This window comes from Rhodococcus sp. 114MFTsu3.1, assembly GCF_000383555.1.
In the GTDB taxonomy this organism is placed as follows: Bacteria; Actinomycetota; Actinomycetes; order Mycobacteriales; family Mycobacteriaceae; genus Rhodococcoides; species Rhodococcoides fascians_E.
The window spans coordinates 286817-310589 of the sequence record NZ_KB911544.1 but is presented as its reverse complement, the minus strand read 5'-3'; the positions used below and the strand labels follow the sequence as shown (position 1 = coordinate 310589).

General features: G+C 65.0%; 19 protein-coding genes. 9 read left to right on the top strand and 10 right to left on the bottom strand.

All coding sequences use genetic code 11. The annotated features are described in order from the left end of the window. Window positions 1–70 precede the first annotated feature (70 nt). Window positions 71–1006, top strand: coding sequence for a LysR substrate-binding domain-containing protein (locus H292_RS0101450; RefSeq protein WP_020110198.1), 936 nt, complete (start codon window positions 71–73; stop codon window positions 1004–1006). Here H292_RS0101450 and H292_RS0101445 read toward each other — a convergent pair. The 4 genes from H292_RS0101445 to sthA form a co-directional block, all read right to left on the bottom strand. Beyond that, on the bottom strand, window positions 994–3504 hold the full coding sequence (locus tag H292_RS0101445) for a DEAD/DEAH box helicase (protein ID WP_020110197.1): 2511 nt from the start codon (window positions 3502–3504) through the stop codon (window positions 994–996). The two genes, H292_RS0101450 and H292_RS0101445, sit on opposite strands and share 13 nt — an antisense overlap. A 60-nt stretch (window positions 3505–3564) precedes the next feature. Next, window positions 3565–4602, bottom strand: a complete 1038-nt coding sequence (locus tag H292_RS0101440) for an alpha/beta fold hydrolase (protein WP_020110196.1) — start codon at window positions 4600–4602, stop codon at window positions 3565–3567. 217 nt (window positions 4603–4819) lie between these two features. Further along, a complete protein-coding gene (locus H292_RS0101435; RefSeq protein ID WP_019664077.1) occupies window positions 4820–5797 on the bottom strand; it encodes a proteasome assembly chaperone family protein in 978 nt (325 codons plus the stop codon). Between the two features lie 185 nt (window positions 5798–5982). Then, on the bottom strand, window positions 5983–7398 hold the full coding sequence (gene sthA, locus H292_RS0101430) for a Si-specific NAD(P)(+) transhydrogenase (RefSeq protein WP_019664076.1): 1416 nt from the start codon (window positions 7396–7398) through the stop codon (window positions 5983–5985). A gap of 154 nt (window positions 7399–7552) precedes the next feature. Here sthA and H292_RS0101425 point away from each other — a divergent pair, with 154 nt between their 5' ends. The 4 genes from H292_RS0101425 (at window position 7553) to H292_RS0101410 (ending at window position 11383) form a co-directional block, all read left to right on the top strand. Continuing rightward, a complete protein-coding gene (locus H292_RS0101425; protein WP_026347600.1) occupies window positions 7553–8638 on the top strand; it encodes an S-(hydroxymethyl)mycothiol dehydrogenase in 1086 nt (361 codons plus the stop codon). Next, window positions 8635–9261, top strand: a complete 627-nt coding sequence (locus H292_RS0101420) for an MBL fold metallo-hydrolase (RefSeq protein ID WP_019664074.1) — start codon at window positions 8635–8637, stop codon at window positions 9259–9261. Before H292_RS0101425 ends, H292_RS0101420 begins: the two co-directional genes overlap by 4 nt. 216 nt (window positions 9262–9477) lie before the next feature. Further along, complete coding sequence (locus tag H292_RS0101415) at window positions 9478–10122, top strand: DUF5642 family protein (protein ID WP_020110194.1); 645 nt, start codon at window positions 9478–9480, stop codon at window positions 10120–10122. Window positions 10123–10270: 148 nt separating this feature from the next. Further along, complete coding sequence (locus H292_RS0101410; protein WP_020110193.1) at window positions 10271–11383, top strand: DUF4192 domain-containing protein; 1113 nt, start codon at window positions 10271–10273, stop codon at window positions 11381–11383. A 27-nt stretch (window positions 11384–11410) separates the two neighbouring features. Here H292_RS0101410 and galE read toward each other — a convergent pair whose 3' ends face one another. Continuing rightward, window positions 11411–12394 (bottom strand): UDP-glucose 4-epimerase GalE, encoded by a 984-nt coding sequence (gene galE / locus H292_RS0101405; RefSeq protein WP_020110192.1) that lies wholly within the window; start codon window positions 12392–12394, stop codon window positions 11411–11413. A 14-nt stretch (window positions 12395–12408) separates the two neighbouring features. Continuing rightward, the gene (locus H292_RS0101400) at window positions 12409–13095 is read right to left on the bottom strand and encodes a metal-dependent transcriptional regulator (RefSeq protein ID WP_019664070.1); all 687 of its coding nucleotides are present in this window, start codon (window positions 13093–13095) and stop codon (window positions 12409–12411) included. A 158-nt stretch (window positions 13096–13253) separates the two neighbouring features. Between H292_RS0101400 and H292_RS0101395 the strand changes: the two genes are divergently transcribed. Beyond that, window positions 13254–14525 (top strand): acetoin utilization protein AcuC, encoded by a 1272-nt coding sequence (locus H292_RS0101395; protein WP_026347599.1) that lies wholly within the window; start codon window positions 13254–13256, stop codon window positions 14523–14525. Continuing rightward, window positions 14518–17196, top strand: coding sequence for a bifunctional acetate--CoA ligase family protein/GNAT family N-acetyltransferase (locus tag H292_RS0101390; RefSeq protein ID WP_020110191.1), 2679 nt, complete (start codon window positions 14518–14520; stop codon window positions 17194–17196). The genes H292_RS0101395 and H292_RS0101390 overlap by 8 nt, the downstream gene beginning before the upstream one ends. 120 nt (window positions 17197–17316) lie before the next feature. Here the strand turns inward: H292_RS0101390 and H292_RS0101385 are convergent, their stop codons facing one another. The 3 genes from H292_RS0101385 to H292_RS0101375 all read right to left on the bottom strand — a co-directional run bounded on the left by H292_RS0101385 (window position 17317) and on the right by H292_RS0101375 (window position 20338). Continuing rightward, window positions 17317–18288, bottom strand: coding sequence for a sigma-70 family RNA polymerase sigma factor (locus H292_RS0101385; protein ID WP_019664067.1), 972 nt, complete (start codon window positions 18286–18288; stop codon window positions 17317–17319). Between the two features lie 105 nt (window positions 18289–18393). Further along, window positions 18394–19938 (bottom strand): N5-glutamine methyltransferase family protein, encoded by a 1545-nt coding sequence (locus H292_RS0101380; protein ID WP_020110190.1) that lies wholly within the window; start codon window positions 19936–19938, stop codon window positions 18394–18396. Between the two features lie 31 nt (window positions 19939–19969). Continuing rightward, window positions 19970–20338 (bottom strand): DUF3099 domain-containing protein, encoded by a 369-nt coding sequence (locus H292_RS0101375; protein WP_019664065.1) that lies wholly within the window; start codon window positions 20336–20338, stop codon window positions 19970–19972. 82 nt (window positions 20339–20420) lie between these two features. Between H292_RS0101375 and H292_RS0101370 the strand changes: the two genes are divergently transcribed. Then, window positions 20421–20657 carry a DUF3039 domain-containing protein gene (locus tag H292_RS0101370; protein ID WP_019664064.1) on the top strand — a complete coding sequence of 79 codons (237 nt, stop codon included), beginning with the start codon at window positions 20421–20423 and terminating at the stop codon, window positions 20655–20657. Here the strand turns inward: H292_RS0101370 and H292_RS0101365 are convergent. Continuing rightward, window positions 20630–21799, bottom strand: a complete 1170-nt coding sequence (locus tag H292_RS0101365; RefSeq protein ID WP_371828077.1) for a YihY/virulence factor BrkB family protein — start codon at window positions 21797–21799, stop codon at window positions 20630–20632. The two genes, H292_RS0101370 and H292_RS0101365, sit on opposite strands and share 28 nt — an antisense overlap. Window positions 21800–22004: 205 nt before the next feature. On the opposite strand from H292_RS0101365, the gene H292_RS0101360 reads away from it, so the two are divergent. After that, entirely contained in the window at window positions 22005–23741 is a 1737-nt protein-coding gene (locus H292_RS0101360) for a DEAD/DEAH box helicase (RefSeq protein ID WP_020110188.1), read from the top strand. Window positions 23742–23773: the final 32 nt, after the last annotated feature.

Genomic DNA, 23773 nt, shown 5'->3' with positions numbered 1-23773 from the left:
AGTCTACGCGAGCGCCGACGAGGACTCCGGGCGAAAGGTGTTGCCGATGAGTTGGCCTAGACTGATCGGTATGTCCGATCAGAGTTATCAGCCGACGCTGTCGCAGTTGCGCGCATTCGTGGCGGTGGCCGAGCACCGTCATTTCGGTACCGCGGCCGCACGGCTGAAGGTCAGCCAGCCGACGCTCTCGCAAGCGCTCGCATCGCTGGAGCAGGGACTCGGCGTCCAGCTGGTCGAGCGCAGCACGCGAAAGGTTCTGGTGACCACTGCAGGCAATCAGCTCCTGGGGCGGGCACGCGCCACTCTGGAAGCGGCCGACGGCTTCGTCACCGAAGCGTCCGGCTTGGGCAGCACGTTGGCGGGCCCGCTCAGGTTGGGCCTCATTCCCACCGTCGCGCCGTACGTTCTGCCTGCCCTGCTGCCGGCGATCGCCGCCGAGTATCCGGATGTCGTGCCGTTCATCGTGGAGGACCAGACCGAACGACTGCTCGCCTCGCTGCGGAGCGGTGCGATAGAGGCTGCCGTCGTCGCCTTGCCGACCGAAGAGAACGGTCTGGTCGAAATCCCTGTGTACACCGAGGACTTCGTCCTGGTCGTGCCGCCTGCCCACGACCTTGCGGGCCGAACCGGGCTCGCGCTGAACGTACTCGCGGGGCAGCCCATGTTGCTCCTGGACGACGGGCACTGCCTTCGCGATCAGACACTCGATCTGTGTCGATCCGTCGACAGCGCGCCGATGTCGAGCGACACGAGAGCCACGTCTCTGGCCACCGTCGTGCAGTGCGTCGCAGGCGGTCTCGGCGTGACACTCGTCCCGCGTTCGGCGGTGCACGTGGAAACGGGCAGGGGAGCACTCGGTATCGGAGAGTTCGCGGACCCCAAGCCCGGTCGCACCATGGGACTGGTTCACCGAGCCTCGAGTGCGCGCGGCGACGAGTATCGAGCGATCGCAAACCTCATCTCTCGCATCGGTGCTCGGGTAGCCGGCCCGAATCAGCCCGCCTGAACCACTATCTCGTCGAACACGATCTCACCCGCGGCATTCGATTCCTCGAGGTCGATCGTCCCGACGAGCGACCATCCCTGGTCCCCGTTGGGATCTTCGATGATCTGTCGCACCGTCGTCTCGTCCTTGCCGACGACGAGATCGAACAGGGCCGGGCCCCGCGCCGACGGGCCGGTGCCCATCTCGCCGTACTCCTCGAAGTACGGCTCCAGATCGAATTCCCAGTCGGGGCCGTCGTCGAGCTCGTCGAGAGCATTCCATCGGCGCCCGGCAGCGAGTTCGATGCGCTTGAAGACGGCGTTGCGGACCATGACTCGAAAAGCCCTGGGGTTGGCGGTGATCGGTTTCGGAGAATCCCCGCCGTACGCCTCCGGCCTGGTCTCCGGTTCCTCACCGGGGTCGGTCAGGTTCTCCCATTCGTCGAGCAGGCTGGAGTCGACCTGACGGACCAGCTCGCCCAACCATTCGGTGATGTCCTGCACCTCCTCGGTCCTGGCCTCGGGGGGAACCGTCTGGCGCAGTGCCCGATAGGCATCGGCGAGGTAGCGGAGAACGAGTCCCTCGGAGCGGCTGAGCCCGTAGTGACTGATCAGTTCCGCGAACGTCATGGTCCGTTCGATCATGTCGCGGACGACGGATTTCGGTGACAACGCAACGTCGTTCAACCAGGGGTGGCCTCCCCGGTAGATCTCGAACGCGGGGACGAGGAGCTCGGCCAAGGGCTTGGGCCACGTCACCTCTTCGAGGAGTTCCATCCGCTCGTCGTACTCGATGCCGTCGGCTTTCATCTGCGCTACTGCCTCACCGCGTGCGGCGTGCTGCTGAGCCATCAAGATCTGGCGTGGGTCGTCCAACGTCGATTCGATGATCGACACGACGTCGAGGGCGTGTGTTGCGGATTCCGTGTCGAGCAGTTCGAACGACGCCAGCGCGAACGGAGACAGCGGCTGATTGAGCGCGAAGTCCGGTTGCAAATCCATCGTCAAGCGGGCGTACTTCCCGTCGGCATCCGGCTCGGCCGATTGCTCGACGATCCCGGCGGCAACGAGCCCCCGGTAGAGGGTGATCGCCCGAAGGATGTGTTTGCGTTGGGCGGGGCGAGTCTCGTGACTGTCCTCGAGCAGATGGCGCATCGCGGTGAAGCAATTGCCGGGCCGAGCAATGACATTGAGAAGCATGGAGTTGTTCACCGAGAATCGGGACGTCAGCGGTTCGGGGCTTGCCGCGACGATTCGCTCGAACGTCGGCTCGCCCCAGGACACGAACCCGTCCGGTGCCTTCTTGCGTTGAACGCGCTTGAGCTTCTTGGGGTCGTCACCGGCTTTGGCGACCAAACGTGCGTTCTCGATGTCGTGTTCCGGCGCCTCGACGACGACGGTACCGAGGGTGTCGTATCCCGCGCGGCCCGCGCGGCCTGCGATCTGATGAAACTCGCGGGCGCGGAGTTGGCGGGTGCGAATTCCGTCGTACTTGGTCAGCCCGGTGAACAGCACCGTTCTGATCGGGACGTTGATGCCGACGCCGAGAGTGTCGGTCCCGCAGATGACCTTGAGCAGGCCGTCCTGAGCGAGTTTCTCCACGAGTCGTCGATACTTGGGGAGCATCCCTGCGTGGTGGACCCCGATGCCGTGGCGGACCAGCCGAGACAGCGTCTTGCCGAATCCCGTCGTGAAGCGGAACTGGCCGATCGCATCGGCGATCTGGGCCTTCTCCTGCTTGGACGCGACGTTGACGGACGTCAGAGCCTGAGCGCGTTCGAGAGCAGCTGCTTGTGTGAAGTGGACGACGTACACCGGGGCGAGGTGTGTCTCGACGAGTTCCGCGATGGTCTCGCTGATCGGTGTGGTGACGTACGAGAACATCAGGGGCACCGGTCGTTCCGTCCCGGACACCACCGTGGTGACACGGCCGGTGCGCCTCGTCAGATCGTCCCGGAAGAACGAGACGTCACCGAGGGTGGCGGACATCAGAAGAAACTGTGCGTTCGGGAGTTCGATCAGGGGGACCTGCCAGGCCCAACCGCGATCCGGCTCGGAGTAGTAGTGGAACTCGTCCATGACGACCTGCCCGATGTCCGAGTCCGCGCCCTGGCGCAGCGCCAGGTTCGCGACGATCTCCGCGGTGGCGCAGATGATGGGCGCTCCCGCGTTGACCGAAGCGTCACCTGTCATCATCCCGACGTTCTGAGCTCCGAAGATGTCGCAGAGCGCAAAGAATTTCTCACTGACGAGAGCTTTGATGGGAGCGGTGTAGAACGTTCGCCGCCCCGCTGCCACGGCCGCGAAGTGAGCACCGACGGCGACCATGGACTTGCCCGATCCGGTAGGCGTGGCCAGGATGACGTTGGATCCCGACACCAGCTCGATCAGCGCCTCTTCCTGCGCCGGGTACAGCGTCAGGCCGCGCTCGGCCGTCCACTCCTGAAAGATGTCGAACAGGGTGTCCGGATCCTGCGCCTCGTCGGTGGTGGGATCGGGGACGAGATCGAAGAGGAGCACCCCTACAGGTTATGGGTCGACGGGGACGTCGATGTCACCGGAGTCCTTCGAGCCCGGCCGTCACGTGGCGCTGCGCTCGTCCGAGCCCATCGCGCCGAGCACGGCCAGACGCGTACTCGCACTACCGGAAATCATGTCCTCTCCGACCCCGGTCGCGAGAAGGTGTCGCCACCGCGCCTCGTCGAACTCGAGCGTCGTCGTCTCCTCGAAGAACGCTTCGAGGACGCGGAGAAATCGAATGGGGTCGTCCCGAAACGGGAAGTGACCGGATCTGCGGAACACTTCGAGCTTCGACCCGGGCATCGCTGCGTGAGCGAGGCGCGCGTGGCTGATCGGAATCACCGAATCCTCGTCACCCCAGACCAGGAGGACAGGCAGGTTCTCGGTGAGATAGCAACGATCGAGCATCGTCACCACCTGTCCTCGCCAGTCGACGACAGCGCGAAGGGTGCGTAGATACGCCTCGGACGCAGTCGGATCCGGGAGTCCGCTCAGTACACGGACGAGGTCCGGTGTGTCGTGCAGCAGCCCGCCCGGTCGAAGCGGTGATCCGTTGACTCGGCCCACGACCGACCCCGCGAGCTTCACCAGCGACAACGCACCGGGGATGCGCAACAGCTTCACGGCCTCGCTGACGAGGGGGAGCGACGCGATCCTCAGGATCGGATGCACGTCCTTCGTCACGCCCCCGGACGCCACCAGGACGAGACGGTCGACCATGTGAGGGAACTGGTACGAGAACTGCATAGCGACGCCGCCGCCGAGCGAATGCCCGACCACCGTCACGTGCTCGATGCCGAGCACCGACAGGAGATCCCGCATTCCGTTGGCGTACGCGGCGACCGAATAGTCCGCGCGCGGTTTGTCCGATCGACCGTGCCCGAGCAGATCGGGTGCGATGACGGTGTAACTCTGAGCGAGGTGGGGGATGACGTCGTTCCACGTCTCGGAGTTGTCGCCGATGCCATGAATGAGCAACAGCACCGGGCCCTCGCCCGCGATCCGGTAGGCGCGCCTGTATCCGTGCACGGTGCGGAAGGCGAGCCGCGGTGCAGTGTCCGGCACCGGACGCAGCTTGCGTGTGCGCGGATTGCTCATCTCGCCTCCTTCGTCCGACGAACTCCGTCCTGCCGGGGCAGGGATGTCGCTTAAGACTCTCGCACGAGTTCGCGGCATCGGCGAGATATCGAGCGGATTTACAGTTACAGGTATGTTTCGGCTTGTCGGGGGCTGTTCGTTACACCGAAAAGGGCGGCGTCAGGCGTGAAACATCACACCCGACACCGCCCATGAAGAATCGATCACCGACAACCGGTCAGGGGTTGTCGTGGCCCTCGTCCGAGGAGTCCGCGTCGGTCGGGGAGCCGGACTCGGTGCCGAAACCGGTCTGCTCGGCGAGGAACTTCTCGAATTCCGCACCCAGTTCGTCACCGCTCGGAAGGTCCTGATCCTTCGCCAACAACGTCGACTGCTGCTCCTGGGCTGCGACGTACGTGTCGTACTGACGCTCGAGCGCGTGGACGACCGACTGGACTTCCTCGTTGCCGGTGATGTGCTCGTCGACCTGTTCCTTGACGCGAGCCGCAGCCTGCCCCAGCGCGACGAGGGGGAGGTCGAGCTCGCCGGCGGTGCTGACGTTCTCGAGCAAGGTCTCCGCGGCCGCCGGGTAATCCGTCTGCGCGAGGTAGTGCGGAACGTGAACGGAGAAGCCCATGGACTCGTGACCGTGCTGGGCCATCCGTAGTTCGAGCAGCGAGGAGGCGCTACCGGGAACCTGCAGCTCACCGGACCAGCTCTGATCCTCGGGAACCAAATCCTTGTTGGACGAATGGGCCGTCACACCGAGCGGGCGGGTGTGCGGGATCGCCATCGGGATCGAACCGAGACCGATGGTGCGACGGACCCCGAGTTGCTCGGCAAGAAGGCGTACCGCAGTGGTGAACTTCTCCCACCGCAGATCCGGCTCCATCCCGGACAACAAAAGGAACGGCGTGCCGGTGTTGTCCTTGACGGCGTACAGATTGAGCTCGGGAGCGTCGTAATCCGAGAAGTGATCGGACTTGAAGGACATCGTCGGGCGCCGCGACCGATAATCGATCAGCTCGTCCACATCGAACGACGCGACCAACTCCGTTTCCAGCGTCTCCCGCAGATGCTTCGTCGCCAACTTCACCGCATGACCGGCGTCGGAGAATCCTTCGAGACCGTGGACCAGGATCGGCCCCACTCCGTCGCTGGAAGAGATCTGTGGAGCCGGAAACTCCAGCTCGTACATACTCGACTTCTCGTCCATGCCGGACCCCTTTCGCTAGTTCGTTCGAGGCCCGGTGCGCGAGGAGGACGCCGAAACCGACTTCGAGACAGGATACTCGTGCGGTTCGGGCGGTAGCACCGGAAGTCGCTTTCACGACACCCACTCCCCAATGAACACCTCCCGTCGTGTCGTTCATTCCCTGTGACCGCTGGATGAGACTTCGGTCAGCCCCCGAAACTCTCGAGCGCGCGGATCTTGTTGGTGACGTCCAGGGCCGCGACCTTGTACGCCTCCGACAAGGTGGGGTAGTTGAACACGGCGTCGACCAGGTAATCGACGGAGCCACCGCACCCCATGACTGCTTGGCCGATGTGGATCAGGTCGGTGGCTCCCGAACCGAAGATGTGCACCCCCAGCAGCGACCTGTCCTCCGTCGACACGAGCAGCTTGAGCATGCCGTAGGAGTCGCCGGCTATCTGGCCTCGCGCCAGCTCCCGATAGCGCGAGACACCTACCTCGTACGGGACGGAGTTTTTCGTCAGCTCCACCTCTGTGGCGCCTACGTAGGAAACTTCGGGAATCGAGTAGATTCCGATCGGCTGTAGGTCCATCAGCCCTTTGCTCGGTTCACCGAACGCGTGGTACGCGGCCAGTCGTCCCTGATCCATCGATGTAGCGGCCAATGCAGGAAACCCGATGACGTCCCCGACCGCATAGATGTGATCGACCTTCGTCTGAAAGTTGTCGTCGACGAAGATGCGGCCCCGCGCGTCGGCTTCGAGTCCCGCGTTCTCCAGTGACAGTGCATCGGTCAAACCCTGGCGTCCCGCCGAGTACATAACGGCCTCGGCCGGTATGCGTTTTCCGCTGGCCAGTGTGGTCACCGTGCCGGACGGTCCGACGTCCACTGCCGTGACTGCTTCACCGAAACGGAACGTCACCGCCAGATCACGCAGATGGAACTGCAGCGATTCCACGATCTCGCGGTCGCAGAAGTCCAGCATGGTGTCTCGTTTCTCGACGACGGTCACCTTCGTGCCGAGTGCCGCGAACATCGACGCATATTCGATACCGATGACACCCGCACCGACCACGACCATCGAAGCGGGTATGAACTCGAGGTTCAGAATTCCGTCGGAATCGAGGACTCGGTAGTCGTCGAACTCGATGTCCGCGGGACGCGCCGGGGCGGTGCCCGTGGCGATCACGACATTCTTCGCCTTGACGGTGATCCGCTCGCCACGTTGGTCGTCGTCGATGTCGACGGTGTGGGCGTCCAGGAAGCGACCCGTGCCGGTGATCAGTTCGATTCGGTTCCGCAGCAGCTGCGAGCGGACGACCTCGATCTCCTTGCCGATCACGTGGGCCGTGCGAGCAAGCAGATCCGCCGGAGTGATGTTCGCCTTGACACGGTAGCTGGCACCGTACAGCTCTCTCTGATTCATTCCGGTGAGGTACAGAACGGCCTCGCGCAGAGTTTTCGACGGGATGGTCCCGGTGTTCACACAGACACCGCCGAGCATCTTTCCCTTCTCCACCATGGCAACCCGTTTGCCGAGCTTTGCCGCCGCGATGGCGGCCTTCTGCCCACCGGGTCCCGAGCCGATCACCACGAGGTCGTATTCCATCGATGCAGACATGGATCATGAATACTCCGCGTGCGCGAAGTTCGGATGCCGCTCCGGTCACAAGCACGTGAACACCGACCAGTTCGGCATGTACGAATGTCGCTACTCCTGCATGGGTTGTGGAAGTGTGATGTCAGGACATTTCAACCCGAGTGTGGAGGAAGCAATGCCGCAAACAGTGCGTGCCGTGGTCGCGAAGGCGAAGGGTGAGCCGGTCTCGATCGAGCAGGTCACCATTCCTGATCCCGGGCCCAACGATGTCGTGGTGAGGATCGCCGCGTGCGGGGTGTGTCATACCGATCTGCATTACCGCGAGGGCGGGATCAACGACGAGTTCCCGTTTCTGCTCGGCCACGAGGCTGCAGGCACCGTCGAGACGATCGGGGACGCGGTCACCCACGTGGAGGTCGGGGATTTCGTGGTGTTGAACTGGCGTGCGGTGTGTGGTGAATGCCGGGCCTGCAAGAAGGGCAAGCCCTGGTACTGCTTCGATACGCACAATGCGTCGAAGAAAATGACCCTGGCCGATGGCACGGAGCTTTCGCCGGCGTTGGGTATCGGTGCTTTCGCGGACAAGACGTTGGTGCACGAAGGGCAGTGCACGAAGGTGAATCCGGAGTCCGATCCTGCGGTGGTGGGGTTGCTCGGGTGCGGTGTGATGGCCGGGCTCGGTGCGGCGATGAACACCGGCAACGTCTCGCGTGGTGATTCGGTGGCGGTCATCGGGTGTGGTGGTGTCGGTGATGCGGCGATCGCGGGTGCGAAGTTGGCGGGGGCGACGACGATCATCGCTGTCGATCGGGACAAGGGAAAGCTCGAGTGGGCGAAGGATCTCGGTGCCACGCACACCGTCGATGCGTCGGCGGTCGATGCGACGTCGGCGGTGCAGGAGCTCACCGGTGGGTTCGGTGCGGATGTGGTGATCGATGCGGTGGGTCGTCCGGAGACGTGGAGGCAGGCGTTCTATGCGCGTGATCTGGCGGGGACGGTGGTGTTGGTGGGGGTTCCGACGCCGGAGATGACGCTGGAGATGCCGTTGATCGATTTCTTCTCCCGTGGTGGGTCGCTCAAGTCGTCGTGGTATGGCGATTGTCTGCCGGAGAGGGATTTTCCGTTGTTGGTGGATCTGTACGAGCAGGGTCGGTTGCCGCTGGAGAAGTTCGTGACCGAACGGATCGGGATCGAGGACATCGAGGCTGCGTTCGAGAAGATGCACAAGGGCACCGTCCTGCGATCGGTGGTCGAACTGTGAGCCTGCGTATCGACAAGGTGGTGACCTCGGGAACCTTCGCTCTCGACGGAGGTGAATGGGATGTCGACAACAACATCTGGCTGATCGGCGACGACAGCGAAGTGGTGATCGTCGATGCGGCTCACGACGCTCGCCCGATCATCGAGGCCGTGGCGGGCCGGACGGTGAAGGCGATCGTGTGCACACACGGCCACAACGATCACGTCACCGTGGCGCCGGAGCTCTCCCGCGAGCTCGACGCGCCGATCCTGCTCAACCCGGCCGACGACGTGTTGTGGGAGCAGACCCATCCCGGACTCGCGCACTCCACGCTCGAGGACGGTCAGCGAATCTCCGTGGCAGGTACGGAGATTCTGGCGCTGCACACACCGGGACACTCGCCGGGCTCGACGTGCCTCCATGTGCCCGAGGCACGTCAGTTGTTCTCCGGGGACACCCTGTTCTCCGGCGGGCCCGGCGCCACGGGGCGGTCGTACTCCGATTTCCCGACCATCATCGGCTCGATCCGGGATCGGTTGTTCGCGCTGCCCGCCGACACCCGTGTGAACACCGGACACGGTGACGGAACGAGCATCGGCGACGAGTCCCCGCACCTCGAGGAATGGATCAAACGCGGAAGCTGAGCCCCCGCCGTGTTCGCCCGGGTATCTCGGCGGACACGGGCGTGCCTTACGTCCGGTTCCACCCTCCGAATGAGAGGGTGGAACCGGACGTCTTGCCTGAGGTGAACCGGCGAGATTTCCGGTACTTTCCGTGGCCAAAGTCTGGAGGCTCTTCCCGTGGTGCGTCGTAACGCAGGACATCGACCGACTCTTCTCGGGATCGGCATCTGCGCCGCCGTGACGCTGGCTGCGTGCGGGTCCGACGTGTCCGGTACCCCCGAGCCGGCCGGCACCAGCGGGTCACCGTCGGTATCGGCCGAGGCCACGGACCTGAACGCGCTGTTGGTCGATCCGTCGGTGTTCCCCGCCCCGTACGAGGCCATCGTCCTTCCGCCACAGGCGATTGCGCAGGCATCACCGGACCTGACGGGAATCCCCGTCGGCGCCGAGGTGAGTCCGGCCGGTTGCAAACCGAAGGAAGTCCGACCGGGCGAAGCCGCCCTGATCGTCGGCACCGACAACACCGATCGCGCCACGATCTCGGTGGAACTGACCGCAACCGACGAGCCGTTGTCGGTACGGGAATCGCAACTTGCCGAATGCGCCGAGGTCCAGGCAACGAAATCCGGTGCAACGTCCACCATCCGCTCGACGGTCGTCCCAGCCCCGCCGATCGACGCCGACGACACCCTCGCTGTCCGCCAGACAGTGTCGTCGGGAACGGGTTCGGACACGGTGACACAGTCGATGTTGACGTTGCTCGCCCAGGTCGGAGACGTCAGGATCGCAGCGACCTACATGTCCTTCGAGCAGGGCGCGACCGACGGCGCGACGTTGGACGAGGTCTTCACCGCAGCGGTGCAGAAGGTGAAGGCCGGCTAGCACATCCCACCGACGTCACCCGTGCCGTCCCTTCTCGGATTGGCCGTCGACGCAGGTGGTTGTCCACAGGGTGCCCGTCATCCACAGGCTGTCTTCCGCCCCAGGTCGGAACCGAGACTCGGAGTTCGGCCCGGGCACGCTGTGCAGCATGACAACCGACTCCGGAACCCACCGACACCCGCCGATACCCGAGCGCATCCTCGGGCCGGGTGAACTCATCGCCGCGATCCCGGCCTTCCTTGGATTCACGCCCGAGCGTTCGCTGGTGTTGATGTGCCTCGACGTTCTTGCCGGGTCGACCCTGGAAGTCCAGACCGTGATGCGCCACGACCTGACCCTGCCGGACCGTTCCGAAGGGCAGTCGCTTTTCGAGTCGGGTGTGACCGAGGACATGCAGAGCGTTATCGAGCACTTCGCCGAGATGTGTGCCCAGTATCAGGTCAGGGCCGCACTGGCAGTCATCGTCGACGATCGCGGTGTCACCGTGGACGGACGGTTCAGGGGCCTCGCACATCGATTGTCCGACCAGCTGCGAGTTCGGGGGGTCGAACTCACCGAGGTGTACCTGATCGCAGAGGTGACCCGGGGGAGCCGGTGGAGGTCCGCGATCGGCGTCATGGAATACGGGTACCTCACCGACCCCAGAACATCGCCCGTTGCACTGGCATACATGCTCCAGGGTCGCGGAGTACACGAATCCCGCACCATGCTGGCAAGAACCGTTCGGCCGGTGGACGATCCGCTGTCGCGGACAGTCGCACGGACACTGGCGTCGGGCGCTGTCGTCGACGTCGGCAGCGACCGCGGACGTCTCCACTCGATCGTCGAACAACTGGAGGAATGGTCGGGGTACTCTCCCGACAACCCTGCCGTGGTCACTCTGCCGCCGGAACGGATCGCGGAGTTCGGAGCGGCGGTCCAGCACGTCATGGTGCGCGACAGCGTCCTCGCACTGGCGCTCACCGGTGTCGCCGGGCTGGCCGAACAGTTGTGGACTCTGCTGATGCGCACGTTGCCCGCGCCGGAACGGGCATGCCCGGCAACGCTGTTGGCGTTCAGTGCCTATACGCGGGGCGAAGGCGCGCTGGCGTCCGTTGCGCTCGACATCGCCCACCAGGCGGACGAGAACTACTCGCTCGCTCACCTGCTGAGCCGCTCGCTCGCCGCAGGCGCGCGGCCCTCGATGATCCGGGAGGTGGCGCTCAGCGGATATGCAGTGGCCGAGCTGTGCGGAGTCGCGCTCCCGCCGCCGGTGGACTGACCTGTACCGAAATGCCCCTACCGGATGCTACGGCCGTGCCGAATGCGCTCGATCGCCCAACTTCTGGAGGAAGTTCCACGCATCGGCGACGATGACATCGAGGTCGGTCCTTTGCGGCGACCACCCGAGTTCGGTGGTGGCGCGTTCGCTCGAAGCGATGAGAACCGCCGGATCACCTGCCCGGCGCGGCGCGTTCTCCACCGCAATGGGCAGTCCGGTGACGCGCTCGCAGGCGTCGATGACCTCGCGTACCGAAAAGCCTTGACCGCTGCCCAGATTGAAGATCGTGTGCGATCCCGGCGTTGCCGACTCGAGTGCGAGGATGTGGGCATCGGCAAGATCGAGGACGTGGATGTAGTCACGCACCGCGGTGCCGTCGGCAGTCGGCCAATCCGTTCCGAACACCGAGATCTTGGCCCGCTGACCGAGGGCGGTCTGCAGAACCAGCGGAATCAAATGCGTTTCCACGACTCGGTTCTCGCCGAAACCCGCATACGCGCCCGCGACATTGAAGTACCGCAGGCTGGTCGCGGCCAGGCCGTAGGCGTTCGAGTACGACGTGATGGCGTGGTCGATGGCCAGTTTGGTTGCGCCGTACGGATTGGTGGGCGCGGTAGGCATCGACTCCGTGATCGGAGTTCGCTCCGGCTCACCGTACGTCGCGGCCGTGGACGAGAAGACGAGCTTCGGTGTGCCCGACTCCCGGATCGCCTCGAGCAACGCGAGCGTGGTCACCACATTGCCCGACCAGTACCGATCGGGCGCCACCACGGACTCTCCGACGAGAGACTGCGCAGCGAAGTGCAGAACTCCGTCGAACCGGCCGTCGCCGAGAATCGACGACGCGACATCCTTGATGTCCGCCTCGACGAACTCGGCGCCTGCCGGAACCGCATCCCGATTGCCGGTCGACAAGTTGTCCACCACCACGACCTCGTGGCCGCGTTCGATCAGGACGGCAGCGCACACGCTGCCCACGTACCCGGCTCCACCGGTCACCAACAACTTCACGTCCGTGACTCCGCTCAGACCTGCTTCACCTGGACGGCGTGAGCCATCTCCTCGGAAATATCGATGCCGTCGTGGCCCGGGACCGTGATCGTCACCGTGCCGGGCTTGGCCTCCACCGTCACACGCGCGTCGGGCACGACGCCTGCATCGCGCAGCTGCGCGATGACCTCGGGGTCGGACTGGACGTGCTCCGCGAGGCGACGGACGACCACGGCCGTTGCGTTCCCGTGGGGCAGATCGGTCAACCTGATCAGGTCCTCCGGCGCGGCAGCCGGCTGACCGAGCCCGAGTTCGGCCAAGCCGGGGATCGGATTCCCGTAGGGCGAGGTCGTCGGGTTGTTCAGCACGGCCACGAGCCGACGCTCGACTTCCTCGCTCATGACGTGCTCCCAGCGGCACGCCTCGGCATGGACGTCTTCCCAGCGCAGACCGATCACATCGACGAGCAGCCGCTCGGCGAGCCGATGCTTGCGCATCACTGCGACGGCAAGGCTGCGGCCCTTCTCCGTCAGTTCCAGGTGGCGGTCACCCGCGACCGAAAGCAGCCCGTCTCGCTCCATTCGAGCGACGGTCTGGCTGACGGTGGGACCGCTCTGTTCGAGGCGTTCGGCGATACGTGCCCGCAGCGGTACGACGCCCTCTTCTTCCAAGTCGTAAATCGTCCGGAGGTACATCTCCGTGGTGTCGACCAGATCCTTCACACTCAACCCCTTCGTCGCAACGGATTCTACCGTTGATCGGCGCATAGTGGCGCCGTAGGCCATGTGCCCGCGTGCCGCGAATTCGTACCCGCCGGTAACCGACTACAACACCGAGGGACGCTCGCACAGTCCCGGCGGGACAAGTAGCGTTGCGTTTCATGGCAGATCAGGCGACGGCATCGCCACCACGAACTCCGGTGGCAGGCGACGACATCGTCGTCTGGAGCGCGGATTACCTCTCCTATCGGTGGAGTGCGGATCATCCGATGAACCCCACGCGTCTGGATCTGACGATGCAGCTCGCGCGACAGATCGGTGTTCTGGACGGAATAGAACTCGTCGAACCCACTGCGGCTCCGGACGAGGAGCTGCTCCGAATTCACACACCCGCCTACATCGAGGCGGTCAAACGTGCGCCGGAGAAGGGTACGGCGTTGGTGGACCCGGATCACGTGGAACACGGACTGGGATCGGACGACAACCCGGTGTTCGAGAAGATGCACGAAGCATCCGCGATGCTCACCGGTGGTTCACTGACCGCGGCACGGGAAATCGCGGCCGGACGGGCACGGCGGGCCGTGAGCATCGGCGGCGGCATGCACCACGCCATGGCCGACTGGGCGTCCGGATTCTGCGTCTACAACGACGCTGCGGTCGCCATTTCGTGGTTGCTCGACAACGGTTTCGACCGTATCGCCTACATCGACGTCGACGCCCACCACGGTGACGGTGTGCAACAGGCGTTCCTCGGTGATCCCCGAGTGCTGACGGTGTCTCTTCATCAACATCCCGCGACGCTGTGGCCCAACACCGGATGGTCGAGCGAAGTCGGCTCGGGACCGGCCGAAGGGACCGCGATCAACATTCCGCTGTTGCCTGGAACCGGAGACCGGTTGTGGCTGCGCGCGTTTCATGCGATCGTGCCGGGGGCCATCTCGGCGTTCCGCCCGCAGATCATCGTCAGCCAGTGCGGTGTGGACAGCCACCGGGAGGACCCGTTGGCCGACCTGGCGTTGACCGTCGACGGTCAGAATGCGGCATTCCTCGCCATGCGTGACCTCGCGGACAGGTACTCCGAGGGACGGTGGCTCGCGGTCGGCGGAGGTGGTTACGGTCTCGTGCGCGTCGTGCCCCGTGCATGGACGCATCTGATCGCTGCCGCTCTGGGCCGAAGCATCGACCCCGGCCTCGCTCTGCCCGAGCAGTGGCGTGACCGTGTGCGCGCCATCGCTCCGAGTGTCGATCTACCGCAGGTGATGGGAGACGGTGGCGACATCGACTATCCACCGTGGGACGGCCCGGGCGGCGCCGTGGCGGGGAGCGTCGAGGCCGCCGATCGTGCGCTCGAGCGTGTCGACTCGGCGATCATCGCCACCCGGCGAGCAAGCTTTCCCCTGCTCGGCCTCGACCCGGAGGACCCTCGTGACTGAACCCACCGCCAAAGAGCGCGAACGAGAACGTGCCGAGACATCCTTTCCCAAGCACTGGGTCGCCGACGTGTTGGCATCCGACGGGGGAGTGGTCCACCTGAGGCCGATCGTCCCGTCGGACGCGGATGCTCTCGTCGCCTTCCATGGGCGCCTCTCCGAACGCACGCGCTACCTGCGTTACTTCGGCCCCTACCCGACGATGCCGCAGCGAGACGTTCTCAACTTCACGACGGTCGATCATCACGCCCGAGTCGCGTTCGTGGCGATTCTCGGTGACGACATCATCGCCGTCGGTCGCTACGAGCGTCTGCCCGAAGGTGACGGCAATTCCGCCGAGGTCGCCTTCGTCGTCGCCGATTCCCACCAGGGCCGCGGACTCGGACCGATTCTGTTGGAGCATCTCGCCGGAGCGGCGGCCGAGAACGGAGTGACGATGTTCGTCGCCGAGGTTCTCGCCGAGAATCGAAACATGGTCACGGTGTTCCGTGAGGCCGGGTACCAGGTCTCACGCAGCTTCGAAGGCGGCGTTCTGCGGCTCGAGTTCGCGATCGACCCCAGTGAAGCTCTTCTCTCCGTGCGAAATTCACGCGAGCGAGCAGCCGAAGCGCGCAGTGTGAGAAACGTGCTGAGCCCGACGTCCGTTGCCGTGATCGGCGCGTCGACCGACAGTTCGAAAGTCGGCAACGCGGTGCTCGCGAACCTGCTCGCCGGCGGCTTCACCGGGCCGGTCTACCCGGTCAACGCCGACCACCGATCGGTTCGCGGAGTTCGGGCCTATCCGACGGTCCACGACATTCCGGATTCGGTGGACCTGGCGATCGCTGCGGTGCCTGCGGATTCGATCGACGAGGTGCTCGACGACTGTCTCGACAAGGGCGTGAAGGCGCTCGTGGTCGTATCCGCCGGATTCGGAGAGTCCGGTCCGGAAGGGCAGGAGAACGAACGTCGGCTCGTGCGCTCCGCGCGGGCCCACGGCATGCGGCTGGTCGGACCGAACGCTCTCGGTGTCGCCAACACCGACCCCGAATTCGCGCTGAACGCGACGCTCGCACCGTCCCTTCCCATGCCGGGTCACGTGGGGTTCTTCTGCCAATCGGGCGCACTGGGAATCGCTATTCTGGATCAGGCGACGAAACGCAGTCTGGGGTTTTCCACCTTCGTCTCGGCAGGAAACCGTGCCGACGTCTCCGGTAACGATCTACTCCAGTACTGGGATTCCGATCCAGCGACGGAAGTCGTTCTGCTGTATCTCGAAAGCTTCGGTAATCCACGGAAATTCACCCGAATCGCGCGGCGGGTGGCGCGGTCCAAGCCCATCGTCGCCGTCAAGAGCGGGCGCGGCGCGATCCCCCCGGCACTCGCCACCGGCCCCGACATCGACGATTCGATCGTGAAAGCGCTGTTCGAACAGGCAGGCGTCATCCAGGTCGACACCATTGCGCAGCTGTTCGACTGCGCAATCCTGTTCGGTTTCCAGCCTCTGCCCACCGGGCCACGTGTTGCGGTCGTCGGCAACTCCACCGCGCTCGGTGTCCTCGCCGTCGATGCTGCACGAGCCGAAGGACTGCACGCGGGAGCGCCCATCGATGTCGGACCTCAAGCTGGCCCACAGGAGTTCGCGGCGGCTGTGTCCGGCGCGCTGCAGGCGGGAGACGTCGACTCGGTGATCGTGGTCTTCGTGCCTCCGGTCGCGGTGACCGTCGAGCCCTTCGCCGAAGCGCTGGGCGACGCCGTCCGCGGCGCAGACAAGCCTGTCCTGACGACTTTCCTTGCAACCGAAGGTATTCCCGACGTGCTGGCGGTCCGAGGAGAGCAGGGGCAACCCGTGCGGGGATCGGTTCCGTCGTACTCCAGCCCGGAGCGTGCCGTGACAGCACTCGCGAAGGCGTGGCGCTACAGTGCGTGGAGAAGTAGGCCGGCGTCCACGCCGATCCGACCGAACGGCATCGACTCCGAACGCGCCTCGGCGTTGGTCCGTGGCTGGATGTCCGCCGACAAGGATCGATGGCTGTCGGATTTCGAATCTGCAGAACTGCTGTCCTGCTACGGAATCGAGGTCGTGGATTTCCGATCCGTCACCGACGAGGCCGAGGCGGTCGCCGCAGCAGAAGAACTCGGCTATCCCGTGGCCGTCAAGGCAACCGGGGAACTGTGGAAGCACCGGCCGGACCTCAGCGGAGTTCGTCTCGATCTTGCCGGCGCGGACGCGGTGCGTATCGCGTACCACACCCTCGCGCACGAGACGGGCGAACCACTCCTGCAGGTGCAGCGTATGGCGCCCAAGGGAATCGGCTGCGTGGTGCAGGTTCAGGACGACCCCAGCTTCGGGTCGCTCATCTCCTTCGGGCTGGCCGGCGTCATCTCGGACCTGCTGGGAGACCGTGCGTATCGCGTGCTCCCACTGACCGAGGACGAAGCCGTACAACTGATCGACGCGCCCAAAGCCGCGCCCCTGCTGTCCGGTTACAGAAATGCGGTCCCCGTGAACAAGAGCGCGCTCGTCGACCTCGTTCAGCGGGTCTCGGCAATGGCCGACGACATCCCCGAACTGCGGGAACTCGTCTGCGAGCCGGTCCTGGCGTCGGCGCGCGGGGCGGAGATCATCGACACACGACTGCGCGTCGGACCCGAACCCACCCGAGCAGATCTGGGCCCGCGTCGCCTGCGGTGAACACCGCGAGGTGAACACAAGCAGTAGCCGCCCCGAATGCACGAGCATTCGGAGCGGCCACTGCTTTGGGTGAGTCAGCGGGGCGACTCACCGCTGCACCACCTGACTTGGGGCTGGAGATCAGCTCGCGTAGGAGCGCAGCTTCTCGGCACGGTCTCCTTGACGCAGTTTCACCATGACCTCACGCTCGATCTGGCGAACACGCTCCCGCGAGAGACCGAAAAGCTTACCGATCTGGTCGAGAGTGCGCGGCTGACCGTCGTCGAGGCCGTAGCGAAGCCGAATGACCTGCTGCTCGCGTTCGTCGAGCGTTCCCAGCACAGTCCGCACGTCGGTGTGAAGGAGCCCGGCGATGACAGCGTTCTCGGCCGACGTGGCCTCGGAATCTTCGATGAAGTCGCCGAGTGGCGCCTCCTCGTCGGTACCGACCGGCATGTCCAGGCTGACCGGGTCACGGCTGTGATCGAGAAGGTCTGCGATCTTCTCCGCGGGAATTCCGGACTCGTTCGACAGTTCCTCGTCGGTAGCCTCGCGGCCGAGCTGCTGATGCAGCTCGCGCTTGATCCGGGCCAGCTTGTTCACCTGCTCCACCAGGTGAACAGGAAGCCGGATCGTGCGGCTCTGATCAGCCATGCCGCGCGTGATGGCCTGGCGGATCCACCACGTGGCGTACGTGGAGAACTTGAACCCCTTGGCATAGTCGAACTTCTCCATCGCTCGAATCAGTCCCAGGTTGCCTTCCTGGATGAGGTCGAGCAGAGGCATACCGCGTCCGGTGTATCGCTTGGCGAGCGACACGACCAGGCGGAGATTGGCCTCCAGAAGGTGGCTACGGGCTGCACTTCCGTCGCGCACGATGATGGCGAGATTCCGCTTCTTGGCGGCGGTCAACCGCTTGGTGTTCTCCAGCACGTTCTTCGCGTACAACCCCGCCTCGATCCGCTTGGCGAGATCCACTTCCTCATCCGCGGTCAGCAGAGCTGTGCGGCCGATTCCGTTGAGGTAGACGCGGACCAAATCTGCGGCCGGGCTCTGGGCGTCGAGGTCGGCATCGCTGGGGCGCGGGCGGGTCGTGGTGCTGGGGCTGGTCATGACTTGCCTCCTGATCGGTGGTGTCTCATAGTGCTCAACGTCCGGAAGACTTCGATAAGTTCCCGCGCTCCACCCTCTGATACCCGCCTGACCAGGCTCTATCCATTACTCGTCCTGAGAAGTTGCTGAGAAGCTTCTCTCGGTCGGAACTTGCCCCGACACGGCCCGAAAGCCTCGGGGCCTGATCAGGCCGTGACGAAAGAGATCGACCACCAAAGCCGTGGCTGCAGGCGTCAGGTCCTCCGGTTCCGCGTCGTGCGCGATCGCGAGCAGTTCGACCAACTCGGCCAGCGGCAATCCGCCCGGTGACATTCCAGCGAGCAGGGCAGCGCCCAGGTCGTCGATCTCGTGTTGCCAGTTGGGTCCGTTGCCGCGGTGCACGCGGGTCACCACCGGCGACCACCCCTCGTCTCCGGGCAGCGACACCTTCTCCAGTGCCGTCGCCGGATCCAGCTCGAAGACGGCAGTCTGGACGTCGTTCTCGCGTAGCCACGTCAATCGAGCGAAGTAGTCGATCGCCTCGTCGCCCAGCGGATCGTCGAACGCGTGCCGCAGGTCCTCGGCGAGAACATCGGTGGGAAGGTCGGTTCGGCGTAGATAGACGAACCCGAACCCGATGCCCGTCACGTCGGCCGATTCGAAGTGATCGAGCCACGCCTCGGCCTGGACCGCTCCGGCTCCGTCTCGCGGATCGACGCCGCCGTCCTTCATCCACGTCCCCACGTACAGAGCCGGATCGGCGACGTCACGTTGGAGGATCCACGCGTCGACGCCGTGCTCGGGCAACCAGGACGCCACCCGCCGTCGCCAGTCCTCGCCGTCGACGTGAATCCACGACGCGAGGACGGCAGCCGTGCCTCCGATGACGAGATGCGTCGGGGCCTGCTCGATCATGAGCCGGCTCGCGCCGTCCAGGTCGATCCCCGAGTCCCGATAGCTGTGGCTGACCGTGCCGAGCCCGACGACGAACGGCGGATTGGCGACGATTCGATCGAAGACACGTCCCTTCACCGGTTCGAACCACGACCCGCTAAGAAGCTCGACATCCATGTCGTTGAGAGCGAACGTGGCCGCGGCCAACAACATCGACCTTTCGCTGATATCGGTCCCGGTCACCGAGTCCGCATAGTGTGCCGCGTGGACGGCCTGCACCCCGCAGCCTGTTCCGACATCCAGAACCGACGGGACCGGTGTCGTCGGAGTCCCGCGCAACAGGGACAGAGACGCCTGGCCGACTCCGAGGACGTGGTCGGGTGCAGTCGGGGCGTCTCGCATGCTGCCGTCGAGATCGGACACGACCCAGCGGGTGCCCGATCCGGTGTCGAGCGGCCTGATGTCCACGGCAGCCCGAACCAGACCCGGGCCGCTGCGCCCGACGATCCCCGCCGCGACAGCGTCGTCCAGCGGCAGTGGTGCCAGTGCCGCCGACGCATCCGCCTCGGGAACGTCGTCGACGAGAAGAAACAGACGAATGAGCACGCCCAGATCCCCGAGCGCACGGGACGCCCGCCGAACCGGAACCGGCTCACTGCGACCGAGTGCGGAGTGAGGGTCGACGCCGAGGGCGTCGAGCAGGGCATCAGCGGAGTACCCGACCCGCAGGAACGCGTCGCGCAGCGGTGGGCAGGCCGAGAGCAGCGGTGCAGTCACATCGCTCAGTCTCTCAGGACGGAGCGAGCGTTCAGTCCTCGCCTGCCTCGATCACGTGGTGCGCGCGCGCCTCGATCGCGGGGTCCTCCTGTCGGCGGCCGTCGTAGCGACTCACCTCGTCCTTCGTGCGAGGCGGTCGATCGTTGGCGATCAACACCGCCATCCACGGAAGCGGGATGGACACACCGACGATCGCCATGGCAATCCACGGGTTGGCCCAGATGCTGTAGGAAACGGCGGCGAGCACCAGCGCGGGGATCCGAAACGACATGATGAACATGTACTTCTTCACGCGAGCACGATGCTGTTCTTCCACCGACGTTCGTGCTTCGGTGATCAGTGCGGGGTGACGGGCCGAGCCGCTGTCCGCCGGGTCGGAGAACCCGGATGTTCGCGTCATACCTCCACTGTGTCACTACGTTGCTCGGATTGCACTGAACGGTAGGTGGTCGTGGCTCGCTCCGGTGCGGAATAATCGGGGCATGAGCACTCAGACCAAGGAACGTCCCGATATCGCGCCGGACGAGACCACCGACGACGACCGGCCCAAATTCTTCCACTACGTCAAGAAGAACAAGATCGCCGAGAGCGCGGTCATGGGGACCCACGTGGTCGCGCTGTGCGGCGAGGTGTTTCCCGTCACCAAGTCGGCCAAGCCTGGTTCGCCGGTGTGCCCCGACTGCAAGAAGGTCTACGACGGTTTGAAGAAGGGCGACTGATCCGACCTTTCCGACCCACCGTTCTGCTGTGCAGACGGATGGGTCGGGCCGGTCTCGGGCGAGTCCGCGTGCGGCTCGGGTTCTGCTTGGGAGAACCCGGCCCGCTTGGGTCGTGACCGGTCGCCGGTCAGGCGGATGGGACCGGTGGCGAGACGCCAGGCGACGGCGGACACTGCCCCCGACTCCTCGTAAGCGGCCTGTGCGGCGAGCCACTCCCTCATCTGCTCGATCCTGGTGGCGCGCGCCGGAAAGAACTCCTGGATGGTCGCGTTGAATTCGGCGCCGAGCACCACGGCGAAGCCGAGAAAGAACGTGAAGAGCAGGAATGCGATCGGGGTCGCCAGCGCGCCGTAGGTGTAGCCCGTCCCGGTGACCCAGGTGAGATAGAACCGCAGCACGGCGCTCGCGATCATGAAGAAGACACCGGCCAGCAACGCGCCGCCCAGAAGTCGATGCCAGGGCAGAGACGTGTGCAACGCGACCTTGTACAGCGTGGTCAGCCCGGCGATCAACAGCAGGCCGACTGCCGGGTAGTAGAGGATGTCGATCAGTTCGCTACCGATCTCGAACCACGAATCGGGTAGCAACGCTTGAACGTACGTCGGCCCCAGTGCAACGAGCGGAAGCACGAACACCGCGACGATCAGGAAGGCGACGTACAGCAGGAGCGCGAAGATGCGCTGCCACACCGGATTGCGGGCGTCCTGCTGACCGTGGGCCTCGACGATGGAATCGACGAACGTCGAGATGGCCGACGACCCCGCCCACAGCGACAGAACGAAACCGCCCGAGACGATCTCGCCCCGACCTTGCTGCAGAATGTCCTGCACGGTCGGTTCGATGATGCCGTCGACGACGCTGTCGCTGAACAGCGTGCTGCTGAACGTGATGATCTTGGACTCGATGATGTCGATGGTGTTCGGACCGAACCATCCCGCGACGAATCCGAGACTTCCCAGGACGCCGAGCAGCAGGGGCGGCAGAGACAGGGTCTGCCAGAAGGCCGCGGTCGCGGACTTGCTGAATATCGAGTCGTCCCATGCCTTGCTCAGTGTGCGCAAGGTCACCACCCACACCAGCCGCACGGGGTGGCGAGCCGACAACTGCTCGGTCGGCGAGGGGGAAGCCGTCGATTCGCTCATGGTCACTCCAGCATTCCTGACGCCGGGCACGAGCGCTCGTTCCACCCCGCCCGCAGCCCTTCGGCGTGTCGTACGACTCCCTCTAGCTCGGCGATGAGGAATCGGTCGGTGCCGAGAGTTAGGCTCCACGGCGGACACTGCAAGGCGAGGCGAGAGCGCGAGGACATTCATCGATGCCAGGAATCGGCGGCCAGTGAGCGCTGACATGACCGACACGACAGACCCGATCGACGCCTCGACGGCACCCGCAGCAGGTGGTGCGCCGCTGCGCGCGTGGCAGAGGCGTGCTCTGACGAAATATCTGGTGTCCTCTCCGAAGGACTTCTTGGCGGTCGCGACGCCCGGTGCAGGTAAGACGACGTTCGCGCTGCGTGTGGCATCGGAGTTGCTCGCTCACCGGACGGTCGATCAGGTGACCGTCGTCGCACCGACGGAGCATCTGAAACATCAGTGGGCCGAATCCGCGGCACGAGTCGGCATCGCGCTGGACTCGCGGTTCTCCAACTCGACCGGTCAGACGTCGAGCGATTACCACGGTGTCGTCGTCACGTACGCGCAGATCGCGTCGCACCCGTTCAGGCACCGGGTCCGCACGGAGAGTCGTAAGACGCTCGTCATCCTCGACGAGATTCACCACGGCGGCGATGCGAAGAGTTGGGGTGAGGGCATTCGGGAGGCGTTCGGTGACGCCACTCGTCGCCTCGCGCTGACCGGAACTCCGTTCCGCAGCGACGACAGCCCCATCCCGTTCGTGAACTACGAGCCGGATCAGGACGGTCTGATGCGCTCGCGCGCGGACCATGCGTACGGCTACTCGGACGCGCTCGCCGACGGCGTCGTGCGGCCCGTGGTGTTTCTGGCGTACTCGGGCGAGGCGCGGTGGCGCGACAGCGCGGGCGAGGAGTACACAGCCCGTCTGGGCGAGCCTCTGAACGCCGAGCAGACCGCTCGTGCGTGGCGTACCGCGTTGGATCCTCAGGGTGACTGGATGCCTGCGGTCCTGCTGGCGGCCAACACTCGTCTCGGCCAGTTGCGCGCCGGTGGCATGCCCGACGCGGGCGGCCTGGTGATCGCGACGGATCAGACGGTCGCTCGCGCGTACGCGAAGTTGATCGAGGTCATCACCGGCGAAACTCCGTGCATCGTGCTGTCCGACGACCCGACTTCTTCCGCTCGGATCGCGGAATTCGGCAAGAGCGATCAGAAGTGGATGGTTGCGGTGCGGATGGTGTCCGAGGGCGTGGACGTTCCGCGTCTTGCCGTCGGGGTGTACGCCACCAGCGCGTCCACGCCGCTGTACTTCGCACAGGCCATCGGTCGATTCGTGCGATCCAGGCGGCCGGGGGAGACGGCCAGCGTCTTCCTCCCCTCGGTGCCTGTTCTCCTCGATCTGGCGAGCCAGCTCGAGGCGCAACGTGACCACATCCTGGGCAAGCCGCACCGCGAGAAGGACGGTCTCGACGACGACCTCCTGGCGGACGCGAACAAGCAGAAGGACGAGCTCGGCGAGGAAGAGAAGGCCTACACGTCACTCGGCGCCGACGCCGAGCTGGACCAGGTCATCTACGACGGATCCTCGTTCGGGACGGCGACGTTCTCCGGCAGCGACGAGGAAGCCGACTACCTCGGGCTTCCCGGATTGCTCGACGCCAAGCAGATGCGAGATCTGCTGCGGCAGCGGCAGCAGGAACAGATGGAGAAGCCGGCGGCTCCGGTTCCGGCGGTCCCACCGCCGGTCGTGTCGGACCGTGTGTCGACGGCGGGGCAGCTGGCCGCGCTGCGGCGCGAACTCAACTCTCTGGTTGCGGTGTACCACCACCGCACCGGGAAGCCGCACGGCGTCATTCACGGCGATCTACGACGTGTGTGTGGTGGCCCTCCGACGGCCATGGCCACGGCGGATCAGTTGAGCGAGCGGATAGCCCAGTTGCGCAAGATGTGACGGGACCGGTGAACCTGCGACCTGGACAGAGA

Excerpts from the sequence above, each read along its gene's own strand:
- sthA (WP_019664076.1), bottom strand. The coding sequence starts at position 7,398 with ATGTCTGCATCGATGGAATACGACCTCGTGGTGATCGGCTCGGGACCC.
- H292_RS0101375 (WP_019664065.1), bottom strand. The coding sequence starts at position 20,338 with ATGACGCGAACATCCGGGTTCTCCGACCCGGCGGACAGCGGCTCGGCC.
- H292_RS0101385 (WP_019664067.1), bottom strand. The coding sequence starts at position 18,288 with ATGACCAGCCCCAGCACCACGACCCGCCCGCGCCCCAGCGATGCCGAC.
- H292_RS0101440 (WP_020110196.1), bottom strand. The coding sequence starts at position 4,602 with ATGAGCAATCCGCGCACACGCAAGCTGCGTCCGGTGCCGGACACTGCA.
- H292_RS0101370 (WP_019664064.1), top strand. The coding sequence starts at position 20,421 with ATGAGCACTCAGACCAAGGAACGTCCCGATATCGCGCCGGACGAGACC.
- H292_RS0101435 (WP_019664077.1), bottom strand. The coding sequence starts at position 5,797 with ATGGACGAGAAGTCGAGTATGTACGAGCTGGAGTTTCCGGCTCCACAG.
- H292_RS0101360 (WP_020110188.1), top strand. The coding sequence starts at position 22,005 with ATGACCGACACGACAGACCCGATCGACGCCTCGACGGCACCCGCAGCA.
- H292_RS0101425 (WP_026347600.1), top strand. The coding sequence starts at position 7,553 with ATGCCGCAAACAGTGCGTGCCGTGGTCGCGAAGGCGAAGGGTGAGCCG.
- H292_RS0101410 (WP_020110193.1), top strand. The coding sequence starts at position 10,271 with ATGACAACCGACTCCGGAACCCACCGACACCCGCCGATACCCGAGCGC.
- H292_RS0101450 (WP_020110198.1), top strand. The coding sequence starts at position 71 with ATGTCCGATCAGAGTTATCAGCCGACGCTGTCGCAGTTGCGCGCATTC.
- H292_RS0101395 (WP_026347599.1), top strand. The coding sequence starts at position 13,254 with ATGGCAGATCAGGCGACGGCATCGCCACCACGAACTCCGGTGGCAGGC.
- H292_RS0101365 (WP_371828077.1), bottom strand. The coding sequence starts at position 21,799 with ATGAGCGAATCGACGGCTTCCCCCTCGCCGACCGAGCAGTTGTCGGCT.